15 protein-coding genes are annotated in these 17,321 nt (G+C 66.7%); 9 read left to right on the forward strand and 6 right to left on the reverse strand.

Translation table 11 applies throughout. From position 1 onward, the window contains the following. The 8 genes from CIC12_RS14270 to guaD all read left to right on the forward strand — a co-directional run. Positions 1-553 (forward strand): GntR family transcriptional regulator (locus CIC12_RS14270; protein ID WP_168664743.1); only part of this gene is annotated, 553 nt, incomplete at its 5' end. Between the two features lie 144 nt (positions 554-697). Beyond that, positions 698-2,077: an amidase gene (locus CIC12_RS14275; protein ID WP_168664744.1), complete on the forward strand. Its 1,380-nt coding sequence runs from the start codon at positions 698-700 to the stop codon at positions 2,075-2,077. 153 nt (positions 2,078-2,230) lie between these two features. Next, on the forward strand, positions 2,231-2,740 hold the full coding sequence (locus CIC12_RS14280; protein ID WP_168664745.1) for a disulfide bond formation protein B: 510 nt from the start codon (positions 2,231-2,233) through the stop codon (positions 2,738-2,740). A gap of 425 nt (positions 2,741-3,165) precedes the next feature. Beyond that, positions 3,166-4,731 (forward strand): xanthine dehydrogenase small subunit, encoded by a 1,566-nt coding sequence (gene xdhA / locus CIC12_RS14285; RefSeq protein ID WP_168664746.1) that lies wholly within the window; start codon positions 3,166-3,168, stop codon positions 4,729-4,731. After that, entirely contained in the window at positions 4,731-7,160 is a 2,430-nt protein-coding gene (xdhB, locus tag CIC12_RS14290; protein ID WP_168664747.1) for a xanthine dehydrogenase molybdopterin binding subunit, read from the forward strand. The genes xdhA and xdhB overlap by 1 nt, the downstream gene beginning before the upstream one ends. 143 nt (positions 7,161-7,303) lie before the next feature. After that, entirely contained in the window at positions 7,304-8,320 is a 1,017-nt protein-coding gene (xdhC, locus tag CIC12_RS14295) for a xanthine dehydrogenase accessory protein XdhC (protein WP_168664748.1), read from the forward strand. A gap of 54 nt (positions 8,321-8,374) precedes the next feature. Then, positions 8,375-9,433 carry an adenosine deaminase gene (locus CIC12_RS14300; RefSeq protein WP_168664749.1) on the forward strand — a complete coding sequence of 353 codons (1,059 nt, stop codon included), beginning with the start codon at positions 8,375-8,377 and terminating at the stop codon, positions 9,431-9,433. An 83-nt stretch (positions 9,434-9,516) separates the two neighbouring features. Next, complete coding sequence (gene guaD, locus CIC12_RS14305) at positions 9,517-10,890, forward strand: guanine deaminase (RefSeq protein WP_168664750.1); 1,374 nt, start codon at positions 9,517-9,519, stop codon at positions 10,888-10,890. A 125-nt stretch (positions 10,891-11,015) separates the two neighbouring features. On the opposite strand, the gene CIC12_RS14310 is transcribed toward guaD, so the two are convergent. Continuing rightward, on the reverse strand, positions 11,016-12,281 hold the full coding sequence (locus CIC12_RS14310; RefSeq protein WP_174772047.1) for an NAD(P)/FAD-dependent oxidoreductase: 1,266 nt from the start codon (positions 12,279-12,281) through the stop codon (positions 11,016-11,018). A gap of 84 nt (positions 12,282-12,365) precedes the next feature. On the opposite strand from CIC12_RS14310, the gene CIC12_RS14315 reads away from it, so the two are divergent. Then, complete coding sequence (locus CIC12_RS14315; protein WP_168664752.1) at positions 12,366-13,094, forward strand: methyltransferase domain-containing protein; 729 nt, start codon at positions 12,366-12,368, stop codon at positions 13,092-13,094. Positions 13,095-13,159: 65 nt separating this feature from the next. Here CIC12_RS14315 and CIC12_RS14320 read toward each other — a convergent pair whose 3' ends face one another. The 5 genes from CIC12_RS14320 to CIC12_RS14340 all read right to left on the reverse strand — a co-directional run bounded on the left by CIC12_RS14320 (position 13,160) and on the right by CIC12_RS14340 (position 17,319). After that, positions 13,160-13,582, reverse strand: a complete 423-nt coding sequence (locus tag CIC12_RS14320) for a signal peptidase (protein WP_168664753.1) — start codon at positions 13,580-13,582, stop codon at positions 13,160-13,162. A gap of 62 nt (positions 13,583-13,644) precedes the next feature. Continuing rightward, positions 13,645-14,886, reverse strand: a complete 1,242-nt coding sequence (locus tag CIC12_RS14325) for a beta-ketoacyl synthase N-terminal-like domain-containing protein (protein ID WP_168664754.1) — start codon at positions 14,884-14,886, stop codon at positions 13,645-13,647. Then, positions 14,883-16,109, reverse strand: a complete 1,227-nt coding sequence (locus tag CIC12_RS14330; RefSeq protein ID WP_168664755.1) for a beta-ketoacyl-ACP synthase — start codon at positions 16,107-16,109, stop codon at positions 14,883-14,885. The genes CIC12_RS14325 and CIC12_RS14330 overlap by 4 nt, the downstream gene beginning before the upstream one ends. Next, entirely contained in the window at positions 16,109-16,834 is a 726-nt protein-coding gene (locus tag CIC12_RS14335; RefSeq protein WP_168664756.1) for a 3-ketoacyl-ACP reductase FabG2, read from the reverse strand. The genes CIC12_RS14330 and CIC12_RS14335 overlap by 1 nt, the downstream gene beginning before the upstream one ends. Then, positions 16,831-17,319 carry an ApeP family dehydratase gene (locus CIC12_RS14340; RefSeq protein WP_168664757.1) on the reverse strand — a complete coding sequence of 163 codons (489 nt, stop codon included), beginning with the start codon at positions 17,317-17,319 and terminating at the stop codon, positions 16,831-16,833. Before CIC12_RS14340 ends, CIC12_RS14335 begins: the two co-directional genes overlap by 4 nt. Positions 17,320-17,321: the final 2 nt, after the last annotated feature.

Below are 17,321 nucleotides of genomic sequence, written 5' to 3' on the forward strand. Positions count from 1 at the left end.
GCTCAACGAGGCCGAACTGATGGCGCTGACCGGGATAGGCAGAACGCCGGTGCACCAGGCGCTGCACCGCCTCGTGCACGAAGGCATGCTGACCATCATGCCGCGAAAGGGCATCATGGTCCGGCCGGTTTCGCTCGACGACGTGCTGGCGATCATCGACGTGCGTCTCGTCAACGAAAGCTACTGCGTCGAGCTCGCCGCGCGCCACGCGCAGCAGCACGACTACGACGCGATGCAGGCGCTGCTGGACCGCTCGTCGGTGTGCGTCGCCGCACACGACGTCGAAGGGATGATGGACATCGATCGCGAGTTTCATCTGGCCGTCTCGGCCGCCTCGCGCAATCCGGTGCTTGCCGACATCCTGCGCGGGTTGCATGAGCGTTCGCTGCGCTTCTGGTTCATTTCGCTGTCCGAGCCGCATCATCTCGAAGACGTCCATGAAGAACATCTCGAACTATTCCGGCTGCTGCGCGAACGCGATGCCGAAGGCGCGCGTCAATCAGTGCAGAAGCATATCGAGGCGTTCCGCGCGACGCTCTTCAACCGCATCTGAAGCATCCGGATCGCACGCGTCACGGTGCGTCACGGCGACGGTTTTTGAGCGCACACAGGTTTGCCATCTTCATTAGCCACCCTCACCTGCCGCATCCCCTGATCAACCGGCTTCGCCCGGTTCAACCGGATTCTCACCGACATCATGGCCACTGAATTCACGCCCTTCCCGCCGCTAGCCCAGCTTGCCGCCGACCTCGCCGCCGGACGCACCACGAGCCGCGCGCTCGTCGAAACCGCGCTCGAACGGATCGAAGATCCGGCCGGCCAGGGCGCGACCGCCTTCATGCACGTCGACGCCGGCAGCGCCCGCGCCGCCGCCGACGCGCATGACCGCCTGCGCGCAGCCGGCACCGTGCTCTCGCCGCTCGCCGGCATTCCGGTGTCGGTCAAGGACCTGTTCGACATCGAAGGCCAGCCGACCCGGGCGGGCTCCGTCGTGCTCGCCGACGCCCCGCCCGCGAAAACCGACGCCGTCGCGGTCGCGCGTTTGAAGCGGGCCGGCGCGGTGATCGTCGGACGCACCAACATGAGCGAGTTCGCGTTTTCCGGGCTCGGCCTGAATCCGCACTACGGCAATCCGCTCTCGCCGTACCGGCGCAACGTGAAAGGCGACGAGCGGATTTCAGGCGGCTCGTCCTCGGGCGCGGCGGCCTCGGTGGCCGACGGCATGGCGGCCGTCGCGCTCGGCACCGACACCGGCGGCTCGATCCGCATCCCGGCCGCCCTGTGCGGCCTGACCGGCTTCAAGCCGACCGCCTCGCGCATCCCGAAACAGGGCGGCGTGCCGCTCTCGACGACGCTCGATTCGTTTGGGCCGATCGGCGTGTCGGTCGCGTGCTGCGCGCTCGTCGACCGGATGCTGGGCGGGTTGGAGCCGCGCATTCCGGCCGCGCGTCCGCTCGAAGGCGTGCGCCTCGGCGTGCTGACGAACTTCGTCACCGACGGCGTCGAGCCGGCGGTCGCCGCCGCGATCGACACCGCGCTCAAGCACCTCGAAGCGGCCGGCGCGATCGTCAGCGAAGTGCGTTTCGCGCCGCTCGACCGCTTGCCCGACATCAACCGCTTCGGCTTCTCGCCGATCGAAGCGTATGCGTGGCATCGGCCGCTGCTCGAGACGCATCGCGAGCAATACGACCCGCGCGTGCTCACGCGCATCCTCAAAGGTCAGCCCGCCAGCGCCGTCGACTATCTGGACCTGCTTGCCGCACGCGAGGCCATGCTTGCGGAAGCCGCGCGCACCCTGTGGCAGCGCTTCGACGCGGTGGTCGCGCCGACCGTGCCGGTGCTGCCGCCGCGCGTGGCCGACCTGATCCACGACGACGACGCCTTTGGCCGCACCAATGCGCTGATCCTGCGCAACCCGAGCGCGTTCAACTTCCTCGATACCTGTGCGCTGTCGCTGCCCTGCCATCTGCGCGGTGACGCGCCCGTCGGACTGATGCTGGCGGGCGCGCCGCACGCCGACGATGCGCTGCTGGCGATCGGGCGCGGCGCGGAGGCGGTGCTCAACGCGATTCGTTGAGCGGGAGGGGGCGGCGAGTGAGGCGCCGGGCGGCTTGGGAGGTCCAGTGATCCAGCAGTCCAGCGGACGCAATAGTGCGATAAGCGTCGGGGCAGGGGTTCGCGCTAGAATCGCGGGCACCTGCCCTTTTGTCTTCAGACCGCCCTACGATCCATGAACAACGACACTGCAATGCTGCGCCGCGAGCGCTCCCTGCTGGTTCTGCTTGGCCTGATCTGTGTCGCCCTGGTGGGCGGTGCGTTGTACCTGCAGTACTTTCTGCACGAAGACCCGTGCCCGTTGTGCATCATCCAGCGCTATTTCTTCCTGCTGATTGCGATCTTCGCGTTCCTCGGCGCCCGCTTCAACCACTGGCGCGGCGTGCGTCTGCTGGAATTGCTGGCGGCGTTGTCGGCGCTCGCGGGCATCGTGACGGCCGCGCGGCACGTGTATGTGCAGGCCAATCCGGGCTTTAGCTGCGGCTTCGACGCGCTGCAGCCGGTGGTCGACGGTCTGCCGCCCGCCCATTGGCTGCCGGGCGTGTTCAAGGTGGCCGGCCTGTGCGAAACGGCCTATCCGCCGATTCTCGGCCTGACGCTGCCGATGTGGTCGCTGGTCGCATTCGTGCTCGCGTTCATTCCGCTGGTGATGAGCCTGATCCGCAATCGCCGCCGGATCGCCTGAACGCGCTTCCCAGCTTCCTGTCCCGACACCACGCCGGACTTCGCGTCGCCGGTCGCGGCGGCCGAAGGCCGGCGTTTTTTCGTCGGCTTGGCTTGTGCGAGCGCCTTTGCAATGCCGGGCAATGAATCGGCAAGAACCGCGGCATCCACGCGGCAATAACCGGCAAGCATCCGCCTGGCGCCCGCCCCCCGTGCGGCTTTTGCCCAATCCCGCCCGCCCACGCAACTTCCCGTCGCCGCGCGAATCGTACTGAAGCGACGGACTGCTCATGACCATCGCCGAATAAGCTTCATGCGACATGGGAAATATTTTCGGGTCGCGGTAATGCTATCTTGGGAACCGGATGGCGATCTACGTGCGCGAGGCCGGCTTTGGCGACCCCATGCGTAACGCGCGCCCGGTCCGCACTGTCTTTCGGATTCGCCATGACAACGCAAACCATCCGCTTCTATCACCAGGGGTCCGTCCGCGAGGTCGCGGGCGTCCCGGCGACGCGCACCGTGCTCCAGCACCTGCGCGAGGACGCGTTGTGCACCGGCACCAAGGAAGGCTGCGCGGAAGGCGACTGCGGCGCCTGCACGGTGGTCGTCGGTGAACTGGACGCGCGCGGCGCGCTCGCGCTCAAAGCGGTCAACGCTTGCATCCAGTTCCTGCCCACGTTGGACGGCAAAGCGCTCTTCACCGTCGAAGACCTGCGCGCCGCCGACGGCTCGCTGCACCCCGTGCAGCAGGCCATGGTCGATTGCCACGGTTCGCAATGCGGCTTCTGCACGCCCGGTTTCGTGATGTCGATGTGGGCGCTGTACGAAAACCAGCCCGCCGACGCCGGCCTGCCCACCCGCGACGAAATCAACGCCGCGCTGTCCGGCAATTTGTGCCGCTGCACCGGCTACCGGCCGATCGTCGAGGCGTCGCAGAAGATGTTCGACTATCCGCACTACCCGCGCGTGACGCTGGACCGCCCCGCCATCGCGGACACGTTGCGCGACCTGCAACGCCGCGCCACCTTCGAATACGGCGCGCCCGATGCACGCGGCGCGGCGTTCGGCTTGCCCACCTTCCGCGCGCCGGTCACGCTCGATGCGTTCGCCACGCTGCGTGCCGCCCATCCTCAGGCACGGGTACTCGCCGGCAGCACCGACGTCGGCCTGTGGGTCACCAAGCAGTTCCGCGATCTCGGCGACATTTTGTACATCGGCAACGTCGCCGAACTGAAAACCATCGAACGCGATGCGCAGACGCTGACGATCGGCGCGGCCGTCACGCTCGAAGACGCGTACGCGGCGCTCGCCGTCGATTATCCCGAACTCGCCGAACTGTGGACGCGCTTCGCGTCGCTGCCGATCCGCAACGCCGGCACGCTCGGCGGCAATGTCGCGAACGGCTCGCCGATCGGCGATTCGATGCCCGCGCTGCTCGCGCTCGGCGCGGAAGTCGTGCTGCGCCACGGCCCGACCCGCCGCACGCTGCCGCTCGACGCGTTCTACCTCGGCTATCAGAAAACCGCGCTCGACTCCGGCGAATTCGTTGCGGCGCTGCGCGTGCCACGCCCGGCGGGCAACCTGCGCTTTCGCACTTACAAGGTGTCGAAGCGCTACGATCAGGACATCTCGGCGGTATGCGCGGCGTTCGCACTCCACCTCGATGACGACGGCGCGATTCAGACCGCGCGCATCGCTTTCGGCGGCATGGCGGCCACGCCGAAGCGCGCCGCGCAAACCGAAGCCGTGCTGAACGGCGCAACCTGGAACGAAAGCACCGCGCGGCAGGCGATGAACGCGCTCGTCGCCGATTACCAGCCGCTCACCGACATGCGCGCGTCGAGTGCCTACCGGCTGAAGGTGGCGCGCAACCTGCTCTGGCGTTTTCATCTCGAAACGCGCCGGGACGGGCCGCTCGCGCTGCTCGAAGTGAATGCGTTCGGCTTCGCGGCCGCGCTGTCAGGCGTACCGGCGATGCCCGATGCGGCCGCAGCGAAGGAGCCATCGTGATGAACCGCACCGATGCTTTCGTCGAACACGCGGGCGGAGCGCTTGCCGCCCAGCACGCCGCCGCGCATGAACATGACAACGACGCCGCGATCGGCGTATCGCTGCCGCATGAATCGGCTGCACTGCATGTGAGCGGCGAAGCCACCTACACGGACGACATCGCCGAACTGCACGGCACGCTGCACGCGGCGCTCGGACTGTCGCGCCATGCGCACGCGCGGATCGTGTCGATGGATCTGGACGCGGTGAGAAAAGCGCCCGGCGTGATCGCGGTGCTGAGCGCCGCGGACATCCCCGGCGAAAACAATTGCGGCCCGGTGCTGCACGACGACCCGATCCTCGCCGTCGACGAAGTGCTGTATCTCGGCCAGCCGGTGTTTGCGGTCATTGCCGAGAGCCACGAACTGGCGCGCCGGGCGGCAGCGCTCGCAAAAAGCGACGACGTGATCCGCTATGAACCGCTCGAAGCCATCCTCACGCCCGCCCAAGCGAAGGCCGCGAAGCAGTTCGTGCTGCCGCCGCTGCATCTGAAACGCGGCGAGCCCGAGGCGAAGATCGCCGCCGCGCCGCATAGCATCAGCGGCACGTTCGAGGTGGGCGGCCAGGAGCAGTTTTATCTGGAAGGCCAGGTCGCCTACGCAGTGCCGAAGGAAATGGACGGCATGCTTGTCTACAGTTCGACGCAGCATCCGAGCGAAATGCAGCAGGTGGTCGCGCATATGCTCGACTGGCCCGCGCACAACGTCGTGTGCGAATGCCGGCGCATGGGCGGCGGCTTCGGCGGCAAGGAATCGCAGTCGGCCCTGTTCGCGTGCGTGGCGGCGTTGGCCGCGAAGCTGCTGCGTCGTCCGGTCAAACTGCGCGCCGATCGCGACGACGATTTCATGATCACCGGCAAGCGCCACGACGCGGTCTACGAGTACGAAGCGGGCTTCGACGACACCGGCCGCATTCTCGGCGCGCGCGTCGAAATCGCTTTGCGCGCGGGCTATTCGGCTGACCTGTCGGGCGCGGTAGCGACGCGCGCCGTGTGCCACTTCGACAACGCGTACTACCTCTGCGATGTCGATATCGTCGCGCTGTGCTGCAAGACCAACACGCAATCGAACACCGCGTTCCGCGGCTTCGGCGGACCACAAGGCGCGCTCGTAATGGAAGTGATGCTCGACGGCATCGCGCGTCAGTTGAACCGCGACCCGCTCGACGTGCGTCTGGCCAACTACTACGGCGTCGGCGAACGCGATACGACGCCGTATGGGCAGCGCGTCACAGACAACATCATCGCGCCGCTGACCGACGCGCTGCTCGATAGCAGCGACTACCGCGCACGGCGCGCGGCGCTCGCCGCCTTCAACGCGAGCAGTCCGGTGCTCAAGCGCGGCATCGCATTTTCGCCGGTCAAGTTCGGCATCTCGTTCAACGTGCCGTTTCTCAACCAGGCCGGCGCGCTGGTGCACGTGTATAAGGACGGCTCGGTGCTCGTCAATCACGGCGGCACCGAGATGGGCCAGGGGCTCAACACGAAGGTCGCGCAGGTGGTCGCGAATCAGTTCGGTTTGCCGCTCTCGCGCGTGCGGGTGACGGCGACGGATACCTCCAAGGTCGCGAATACGTCGGCGACCGCGGCGTCGACCGGCAGCGATCTGAACGGCAAAGCGGCCGAAGCGGCGGCGCGCACGATTCGCGCGCGGCTCGCGGAACTCGCGGTCAAACAGCTCGGCGGCAATGCGCAAGACGCGCAGTTCGCCAATAGCACGGTGTCGGTGAACGGCGGCGCCATGCCCTTCGAACAACTGGTCGGCGCGGCGTATCTCGCGCGCGTGCAGTTGTGGTCGGACGGTTTCTACACGACGCCGAAAGTGCACTGGGATGCGAAGACGCTGACCGGCCATCCGTTCTATTACTTTGCCTACGGCGCAGCGGTATCCGAAGTCGTGATCGACACGCTGACCGGCGAATGGAAACTGCTGCGCGCGGACGTGCTGCACGACGCCGGCCAGTCGATCAATCCGGCGATCGACATCGGCCAGGTGGAAGGCGGCTTCATTCAGGGCATGGGCTGGCTCACCACCGAGGAACTCTGGTGGAACCGCGATGGCCGGCTGATGACGCACGCGCCGTCCACGTACAAGATTCCCGCCGTCAGCGACACGCCCGCCGCGTTCTATGTGCAGCTCTATCAGAACCAGAACGCGGAGCCGACCGTGTTCCGCTCGAAAGCTGTCGGCGAGCCGCCGCTTCTGCTGCCGTTCTCGGTGTTCCTTGCGATTCGCGACGCGATCGCGGCGGCCGTGCCAGGCGCGCAACCTGCTCCACCGTTACGCGCGCCGGCCACGCCCGAAGCGATACTCGATGCGCTGGACGCGTTGCAGTCCGCCTATGCAACCGAACAATCCGCCACGCAGACGAGCACCGGCGCGACGGCCTGAATACAAGCGCAATAGAATGACCGGAATGAATCAACCCCACGGCCTGACGCGACACGAACGCGTCAGGGCGCACCCACAAGCGCACGCAAAAGCGCAACCGGCCGCGTGGACACCCTGCGCGGCCCTGCATGGAGAACTGCCGGATGCAAGCCTGGCTACCTGAGCTACAACAACTGCTCGCGCATGGCGACGCCGCCGTGCTGGTGACGGTCGCGCGCGTCGAAGGGTCGGCGCCGCGCGAAGCCGGCACCAAGATGATCGTCACCCGCGAATCGGCGAAGCATACGATCGGCGGCGGCCATCTCGAATGGAAGGCGATCGAGACCGCGCGCCAGGTGCTGCGCGACGGCATGCGCTCGCCGCATATGCGCCGGCTGGAGCGTTTCGCGCTCGGCCCGAGCCTCGGCCAATGCTGCGGCGGCGCGGTGATACTCGCGTTCGAGCGGCTCGACATCGGCGACCTCGGCTGGATCACGTCGCTCGCGAAACGCGTGGCCGCGGGTCAATCGACGGTGCGTAGCGTATCATTCGGCCCCGCGCCGGACGCGGTGATGCTGTCCGAGCCCGAGCCGGGCGTCGATGCCGCCGACTGCCTGCTGTGGGACGGCGCCGGTTTCGACGACAGCAGTGCGCTGCTCACCGAAACCATCGCGCCGGGCGACTTTGCCGTCGTGCTGTTCGGCGCGGGCCATGTGGGCGCCGCGCTCGTGCGCGTGCTGGCCACGCTGCCCTGCACCGTGCGCTGGGTCGACGAACGCGACGCGCAATTCCCGCCGCTCGAATCGCTGCACGCGCCGAACGTCAAGCTCGATCCGAACGACGCGCCCGACGAAGCGATCGATCAGGCCGCGCCGAACACATACTTCATCGTGATGACGCACAATCATGCGCTCGATCTCGAACTGGCCGAGCGCATTCTGCGGCGCGGCGACTTCGCGTTCTTCGGCATGATCGGCTCGCATAGCAAGCGCAAGCAGTTCGAACACCGGCTCGCGGCGCGCGGCATCGACCCGTCGCAGATCGCGCGGATGAAGTGTCCGCTCGGCGTCGACGGCATCGTCGACAAGTCGCCGGAGATCATCGCGATCTCGGCGGCCGCGCAGGTGCTGCAGGCCGTCGAGGCGAACGCGGGCACGCATCACGCGCCGCAAGCGGTCTGACACGGCGACGCACGACTCACGGCGCGCACCGGCTCCAACACACTTCAAACCACCATGACTACAACGACCGCCACCACGATCTCCCCCTCGCTCGCCGATAAAACCGCGCGGGCGCCGAAGGCCGAGCTGCACATTCATATCGAAGGCTCGCTCGAACCCGAACTGATTTTCGCGCTCGCCGGGCGCAACGGCGTGAAGCTCGCGTACGACTCGATCGACGCGCTGCGCGCCGCCTACGCGTTCACCGATCTGCAATCGTTCCTCGACATCTACTACGCGGGCGCGAGCGTGCTGCTGCACGAGCAGGACTTCTACGACATGACGATGGCGTATGTCGAACGGTGTCTCGCCGACAACGTGATTCACAGCGAAATCTTCTTCGACCCGCAGACGCACACCGAACGCGGCGTGCCGATCGCCACCGTCGTAGCCGGCATCGAACGCGCACTCGCCGACGCGGAAAAACGCGGCATGACGAGCAAGCTGATTCTGTGCTTCCTGCGCCATCTGTCCGAAGAGGATGCGCTCGCCACCTTCGACGAAGCACTGCCTCTGTTCGAGCAGTACAAGCACCGGTTGATCGGTGTCGGCCTCGACTCGTCGGAGCGCGGCCATCCGCCGTCGAAGTTCGAACGCGTGTTCGCGAAGGCGCGCGCGCTCGGCCTGAAACTCGTCGCGCACGCGGGCGAGGAAGGGCCGCCCTCGTACATCTACGAAGCGCTCGATCTCCTGAAAGTGGACCGCGTCGATCATGGCGTGCGGAGCATCGAGGACCCGGCGCTCGTCACGCGTCTGGCCGACTCGCGCGTCGCGTTGACCGTGTGCCCGCTGTCGAACCTGAAGCTCTGCGTGTTCGACGACCTCACCAGGCACACGTTGAAGGACCTGCTCGATCGCGGCGTCGCGGTGACGGTGAATTCCGACGACCCGGCCTACTTCGGCGGCTACGTGAACGCCAACTATCTCGCCACCATCGACGCGTTGAAGCTCAACGACGCCGAGGTGTACACGATCATCCGCAACAGCTTCGAAGCGTCGTTCGTGACACCTGAGGAGCGTGGCGCGCTGATCGCGAAGCTCGACGCGCACTGGCATCCAAGCGGCCCGCACTGACGGTGCCGACATGAAGTGGCCAAGGGCGGCACGGTTTGTCCGTGCGCGCCGCCCGGTTTTTCACATTCGGAGACGGTTTTTCCATGACTCAAGCGACTAACCCGGCCCACCCGGCCAAAGCAGCGCCGTCGGCATTTCGCGCGCAACTGCTGAGCTTCACCGGCGACCCCGCGCAGTCGCCCGCTGCGGCGGTGTTCCATGAGGACGGCCTATTGATCGTCGAGGACGGCCACGTGGCCGCGGCGGGCGCGTATGCGGCGCTCGCGTCGCGGCTCGCGCCGGGCACCGAGGTGCAGGACATGCGCGACAAGCTGATCGTGCCGGGATTCATCGATACGCACATTCACTTTCCGCAAACGGACATGATTGCGTCGCCGGCGCCGGGTTTGTTGCCGTGGCTCGACACCTACACGTTTCCGACCGAGCGCCGCTTCACCGATCCGGCGTATGCGCGCGACACCGCGAGCTTTTTCGTCGACGAACTGCTCGCGTGCGGCACGACCACCGCGCTCGTGTACTGCACGGTTCACAAGGAATCCGCCGACGCGCTCTTCTCCAAGAGCGAAGCGCGCAATCTGCGGATGGTAGCGGGCAAAGTACTGATGGACCGCAACTGCCCCGAGTTCCTGCGCGACACCGCGCAATCGGGTTACGACGACAGCGCCGAACTGATCGGCCGCTGGCACAATCGCGGGCGCCAGATGTACGCGCTCACGCCCCGGTTCGCGCCGACTTCGACCGAAGCGCAACTCGAAGCGTGCGGCGTGCTGGCGCGCCAGCATCCGGACGTGTTCATTCAGAGCCATGTCGCGGAAAACGTCGACGAGGTGAAATGGGTCGCAGGTCTGTTCCCCGGCCACCGCAGCTATCTCGACATCTACGATCACTACGGCCTGCTGCGCCGCCGCGCGGTGTACGGCCATTGCATCCACCTCGACGAGGAGGATCGCCGGCGCATGGCGCAAACCGGCGCGGTCGCCTCGCATTGCCCGACCTCGAACCTGTTTCTCGGCAGCGGCCTGTTCGACTTCGACAAGGCCGATGCGGCAGGCATGCCGATCGCGCTGGCGACCGACGTCGGCGGCGGCACCTCGTTCTCGATGCTGCAAACGATGAACGAAGCGCACAAGGTCGCGCGGCTCGGTGGCCATCATCTGAGCGCGACGCGCATGTTCTATCTGGCGACCGCGGGTGCGGCTGAAGCGCTCGATCTCGCGGACAAGGTCGGTACGCTGAAGCCGAATTCGGAAGCGGACTTCGTCGTGCTCGATCCGCAGGCGACGCCGTTGTTGGCGCGCCGCACGGCGCGCACCGAATCGCTGGAAGAGTTGCTGTTCGCGTTCGCGCTGCTCGGCGACGATCGGGCGGTCTACGAAACGTATGCGGCCGGCAAGCGTGTGCATCGTCGCGACGATGTGCGGCAGCATGCGGCGCGGGCGGCGTGGATGGTGGCTTGAGTACGCGCTGATCGCGACATGACGAGGCGGCCTCGGTCGGGCCGCGGAATGAAAAACGGCGCTTCGATCAGGAAGCGCCGTTTTCATTTGACCTCTTGAACATACGGATCAAACGATGCCGCCGCTCACCGCTGCATACACACCTCATGCAGCGCAGTGAGCCGCCGCACCGGATCGGCGACATACGGATTCGACTCGTCCCACGCATACCCCGCCAGCACCGCGCTGATCATGCGGCGAATCGACGGCACCTGGTCCGGGTAATAGATGATGTCCTGCAACTCGCCGCTGTACCAACGCTCGACGAACGCGCGGAACGTGTCGATGCCTTTGCGCAGCGGCACGTCGTAGTCCGCCGACCAGTCGACCGTCTCGCCGTCGAGTTGCCGGTTCAACGTGTGCGCCGCGAGATGCGCCGAACGCAGCGCGATCGTCACCCCGGACGAGAACACCGGATCGAGAAATTCGCCGGCATTGCCGAGCAGCGCGTAACCGGGGCCATGCAGGCGCTCGACGTTCGCCGCGTAACCGCCGATATGCCGCACCGGCATCAGAAACGGCGCGTGACCGATCAGCCGGTTCAGCGTCGGCTCCTGCTGGATCAGCGCGCGCAACGTCGCGTCGCGCTCCGCTTCCGGTACGTCGAGAAAACTCGCCTCGGCCACGCACCCCACCGACGAGCGCCCGCCCGCCAGCGGAATCATCCAGAACCACACGTCGCGGCGCCCGGGATGCGTCGCGATGCAGATCTTGTTGCGGTCGCTCGCACCGACCGGAATACCGTCGCGCACGTGCGTGAAAATCGCGGCGCGCGTCGGCATCCGCGTCGGTGATTCGAGATTCAGCAGACGCGGCAGCACGCGTCCGAAGCCGCTCGCATCGAGCACGAAACGCGCCTCGACCTGATACGCGTGATCCGCCTCGTCGATCACGTCGACGAGCGGCGTGGCACCGGTATGCACCGCGCGCACCGTATGGCCGAAGCGCACGTCGGCGCCCTGCCCGGCGGCGCAGCGAATCAGGATGTCGTCGAACACCGCGCGCTCGACCTGATAGGTGGTGCCCCAACCGGCCGAATGCTTGTCACGGAAATCGAACGACGACGACTGGTCGCGATACACGAAATGCGCGCCGTTCTTTTGCTGAAAGCCCGCTTCGACCACGGCCTGCAACATCCCCGCTTCTTCGAGGTAGGCCATGCTTTGCGGCAGCAGACTCTCACCGATCGAGAAACGCGGGAAAGGCTGACGCTCCAGCACCAGCACGGAACGGCCCGCCTGACGCAATAACGCGGCCGCTACCGCACCGGCCGGTCCGGCTCCGATAATCGCCACATCGACGCTCACGCGCTTTGATAAATGTGTGCTCACAATTGCCCCAATGGTTTGCATGCGGGGCGCCACCATGCAGCGCCCTTACTTCTCGTTACAATCACGCCTCTGACTGCAAGAACAACATTTCGCCGGGAGTGCAGCGTGTCGCCAACCGAAATATCCAGTGTGCCGTTCGTACCGGAGACGGCTTTCGGCATCTGGTTCCTGCGCACTCGCACGTGGGAGCATCATGTGCTGCGCGTCGCGATCAACGATCTCAAACGTTTGATCGACGCTCCCCTGTCTGACGCACCGGTCATCGTCGACGTCGGCTGCGGGCAAGGCATTTCGTTTCGCCTGCTCGCCGACGCGTTCAATCCGCGCCGTATTGTCGGCATCGATTTCCATGCGCCGTCGCTCGCGCTTGCCGCCGATGCGGCCCGGGCGTGCCGTCCCGCGCTGACCGACATCGAACTGCTGCATGGCGACTGCGCGAAGCTGCCGCTGCCCGACGCCAGCGCCGATATCGTGTTCTGCCATCAAACCTTCCATCATCTCGTCGAGCAGGAGCGTGCGCTCGCCGAGTTCCGCCGCGTGCTCAAGCCGGGCGGCATCCTGCTGTTCGCCGAATCGACCGATGCGTACATCAGGTCCTGGGTGATCCGGCTGCTGTTCCGTCATCCGATGCAGGTGCAAAAGAGCGCCGACGGCTACCTCGACATGATTCGCCGCGGCGGCTTCAACTTTGGCCAGCGCAACGTCTCGCTGCCTTATCTCTGGTGGAGCCGCGCGAAGGACTTCGGTCTGCTCGAACGGCTCGGTCTGCATCGCCCGCAACCGGGTAAGCGTCGTGAGACGCTCGTCAATGTTGCGGCGGTCAAGGCTGATTAAAGCCGGTTACAGCGCGCCTTCTTCGAGAACCGCGTAGCAAAGGCGCCTTGCCGCCTCGTTTCGACTCAATGCGCTTCGAGCACCACGAGTTGCCCGCGCACCGCAAGCGCCGCGGCGCTCGGACTCACGCCGCACGTGAAGTCGCTCGACGAACTGGTTTCGGTGCTATGAAAACGCGTCGACACGTCGATCACCGCATTCGCATGACGCGCGCGCGCCGCGTCGCGCAGCTTGCGCACGGCTTCGGCGAGCGCTTCGTGGCATGCGTCGTCGGGGCTCGAAACTTTGCGCGCGATGCGCACCGAATACGCGACCTCGCCCACCTGGCTCTGTACCGCCGGATGGTCCTGCTGACCGAAGAACACCGGCACCTCGCCACGCGACTCGCCACCGGCCGCCGCGAATGGCAGCGACTTCACCTGCGTCGCGCAACCCGCCTGCGTCAACGCCACCACGACAAGCGCACCCAGCACAGTCCATTTTTTCATTGTCGTCACCTTCGTTATTTTTAAAGTCGGGGCCGTTTTTCCCGGCCTCGTTGTGGGCCCATTCAACCGCCCTGCCATGCTTCGAACATCAGGCTCGCGCAACTGCCGCCGAACCCGAACGACACCGACATCGCCGTGTCGATACGCGCAGCGCGCGCGCTCCGCACGAGCGGCATGCCGATCACTTCCGGCTCGGGCGTGCCGACATCCGCCGTGCCCGCGATGAACCCATCGCGCATCATCAGGAGGGTGTAGATCGCCTCGTGCGCGCCGCACGCGCCGATCGAATGCCCCGTCATCCCTTTTGTCGACGAAAACGCCGGCATGCACTGCCCGGACGCGGCGCCGAATACGTCACTCAACGCGCGCAGCTCCTCGATGTCGCCGAGCGGCGTCGACGGTGCGTGCGTGTTGATGTAATCGGGCCGCCTGGCCGCCGCGTCGAGCGCGTCGCGCATCGCCCGCGCGATGCCGCCCGCGCGCGGGGCGACCATCGCCGCGCTGTCGGTGCAATCGCCGAAACCGGTCAGCTCCGCGTAAATGCGCGCGCCGCGCGCCAACGCGTGATCGAGCGCTTCGAGCACCAGCACGCCGCCGCCCGACGCGATCACGAAACCGTCGCGCTGCGTGTCGTACGGACGCGACGCGTGCTGCGGCGTGTCGTTGAAGCGCCGCGACAGCGCGCCCATCGCGTCGAACAGCAATGTCGTGTTGTCGTGCAGCGCTTCGCTGCCGCCGCTCAGCACGATCTGCTGGCGGCCGGTCTGGATCAGTTGCATCGCCTGGCCAATCGCGAGCGCCGAGGTCGTGCACGCCGACGACGGCGAATAGCTCACCCCTTCGAGCCCGAACACCTGCGCGACGTTCGCCGACGCGGTGCTGCTCATCGCATGCGGCACGATGTACGGCGGCACCTTTTCGACGCCGCGCGCCTGCGCGATCGCGAGCCCGGCGTCGTAGCTCGCCAGGGTGCCGACGCCCGAGCCGATCACCGCCCCGGCGCGCGGCGAGCGCAACGCGGCGGGCGCGAGCCCGGCGTCGTCGATCGCGTGACGCGCCGCGTGACAGGCGAAGCGCGCGGTGTCGCCCATGAAGCGTTCGAGCTTGCGCCCGAACGGCGGCTCGTGCGCGACCGACGCGACGCCCGCCACCTGCGAGCCGAACCCGCGCTCGCGCCACGCGTCGATCCGTTCGATGCGCGAGCGCCCCGCGCGCAACGCGGCGGACACGCCGTCGAGCGTATTGCCGAGGCACGACACGATCCCCATGCCGGTAACGACCACGCGTTGCAGCGCGACGCTCATCGAACGCGCCTGAAAATCAGCGACGTGTTGATGCCGCCGAATGCAAAGTTATTGCTCATCACATGTTCGGCATCGATCTCGCGCGCCGTGCCGACGATGTAGTCGAGCGGCGCGCAGGCCGGATCGACGTGGTCGAGGTTCAAGGTCGGCGCATACCAGTTGCGCTTCATCATCTCGATGGTCCACCACGCTTCGAGCGCGCCGCACGCACCGAGCGTGTGCCCGACGTAGCTCTTGAGCGAACTGATCGGCATGCGCTCGCCGAAGGTCTGCGCGGTCGCATGGCTCTCCGCGATGTCACCGCGATCGGTCGAGGTGCCGTGCGCGTTCACGTAGGCGATCGCTTCCGGCGGCAGTTGCGCGTCGCGCAGCGCGAGCTGCATGGCGAGCGCCATCGTGCCGGCGGTCGGCTGTGTCATGTGCGCGCCGTCCGAATTGCAGCCGAAGCCGACGATCTCCGCGTGAATCCGCGCGCCGCGCGCCACCGCGTGTTCGTATTCTTCGAGCACCAGCGTGGCCGCGCCTTCGCCGACCACGAGGCCGTCGCGCGCGGCATCGAAAGGACGCGGCGTCAGATGCGGCTCGTCGTTGCGCGTGCTGGTCGCGTACAGCGTGTCGAACACCGCGACTGCCGGGCCGGACAGTTCTTCCGCGCCGCCCGCGAGCATCAGCGTCTGCTTGCCGCTCTGGATCGCTTCGAACGCGTAGCCGATCGCCTGGCTGCCCGACGCGCACGCGCACGAAGTCGGAATGATCCGCCCTTTCAGATCCCAGAACAGGCTGACGTTGACCGCCGTGGTGTGCGGCATCATCTGCACGTAGCTGTTCGACGTGACGCTGCCCATCGAGCCGGTTTCGAGCATCGCGCCGAACGCGCGGATCGGCTGCACCGAGCCCGACGACGAGCCATACGCGACACCCATGCGGCCGTCGGCGATGCTCGGGTCGTCCGCGAGTCCCGCATCGGCGAGCGCGAGTTCGCTCGCGCGCACCGAGTACATCGACACCGGGCCCATCGAGCGCGTTTTCTTGCGCGGATAGTGGGCCGGCGCGTTGAAATGCGGCAGCGGACACGCGAGCCGCGTATGCAGCGCTTCGAAGTAATCCCATTCGGGCATGCGCCGCACCGCATTCTCGCCGCTTCTCAGGCGCGCTTCGATGACGTCCCAGCTATCGCCGAATGCGGTGACGCCGCCCATGCCGGTAATGACGACGCGCTTCATCACACCATCCCGCCATTGACGCCGATCACCTGGCGCGTCACATAGGAAGCCGCATCCGACATCAGGAAGCTGACCACCGAGGCGACCTCGGCAGGCTGGCCGACGCGGTTCATCGGCACCGTCTTCAAGGCCTGTTCGAGCGGCATCTGCTCGAGCATGCCCGTTTCGATCAGACCCGGCGCGACGCAATTGACGGTGATGTTGCGCGTCGCCAGTTCGACCGCGAGCGCCTTGGTCGCGCCGATCAGCCCGGCCTTCGCCGCGCTGTAATTGACCTGGCCGCGATTGCCCATCACGCCGGACACCGACGCGATCGTGACAATGCGCCCGCCCTTGCGCGCACGCACCATCGGCATGGTGAGCGGATGGACGACATTGTAGAACGCGTCGAGACCGGTCTCGATCACGATGTCCCAGTCTTCCTCGGTGAGCGCGGGAAACGCGGCGTCGCGCGTCACGCCCGCGCTGCATACGATGCCGTAGTACGGCCCGTGTGCGGCGACGTCCGCTTCGAGCACCTCGCGGCACGCGGCGCGCTCGCGCACGTCGAACTGCAGCACGCGCGCCGTGCCGCCTTGCGCGGCGATGCCCGTCGCAACCGCGTCGGCTTCGCTGCGTCCCGTGCGGCAATGCACGGAGAGCGCGAAGCCGTCGGCGGCCAACTGGTACGCAATCGCGCGGCCAATGCCGCGGCTTGCGCCGGTAACGAGAACACGCCGGCTCATGAACTGAAACTCCCTTCGATGAATGACTGGAAATCGGGCGGTTGAAAAACCTTGATGACGGCCTCGGCGCAACACACGTCGCCGTGATGGATCGTGCATTCGTATGCGCCGTGGCCTTCCTCGCTGCGCAGCAGTTCGAGAACGCGGATCGTGAGACACGCGCCGGCCGCCAAGGTCGGCTGCAACGCCTTGTAGCTGCGCGAGCCGAGCAGCACGCCTGGCCGCGCGCGGCCGCCGCCGAGCAGCGCCAGCAACGCGACGTGCGCCGCGATCGCCTGCGCCATCAGTTCGATGCCGATCCACGCGGGCATCGCGCCATCGGCGTCGGCATACCATGCTTGAGCGTCCACGCTGGCGCGCGCGCTCAGCGTTTCTTCGGCGAACATGTCGACGGCATCGATCAGCAGCATGCTGCCGCGATGCGGAATGATCGCTTCGATCGGTTGCTGCGCGAGGTGCGCGAAGGTGGGCGTCGTGGTCGTCATGC

This window comes from Paraburkholderia sp. SG-MS1 (assembly GCF_012275575.1).
Taxonomy (GTDB): domain Bacteria; phylum Pseudomonadota; class Gammaproteobacteria; order Burkholderiales; family Burkholderiaceae; genus Paraburkholderia.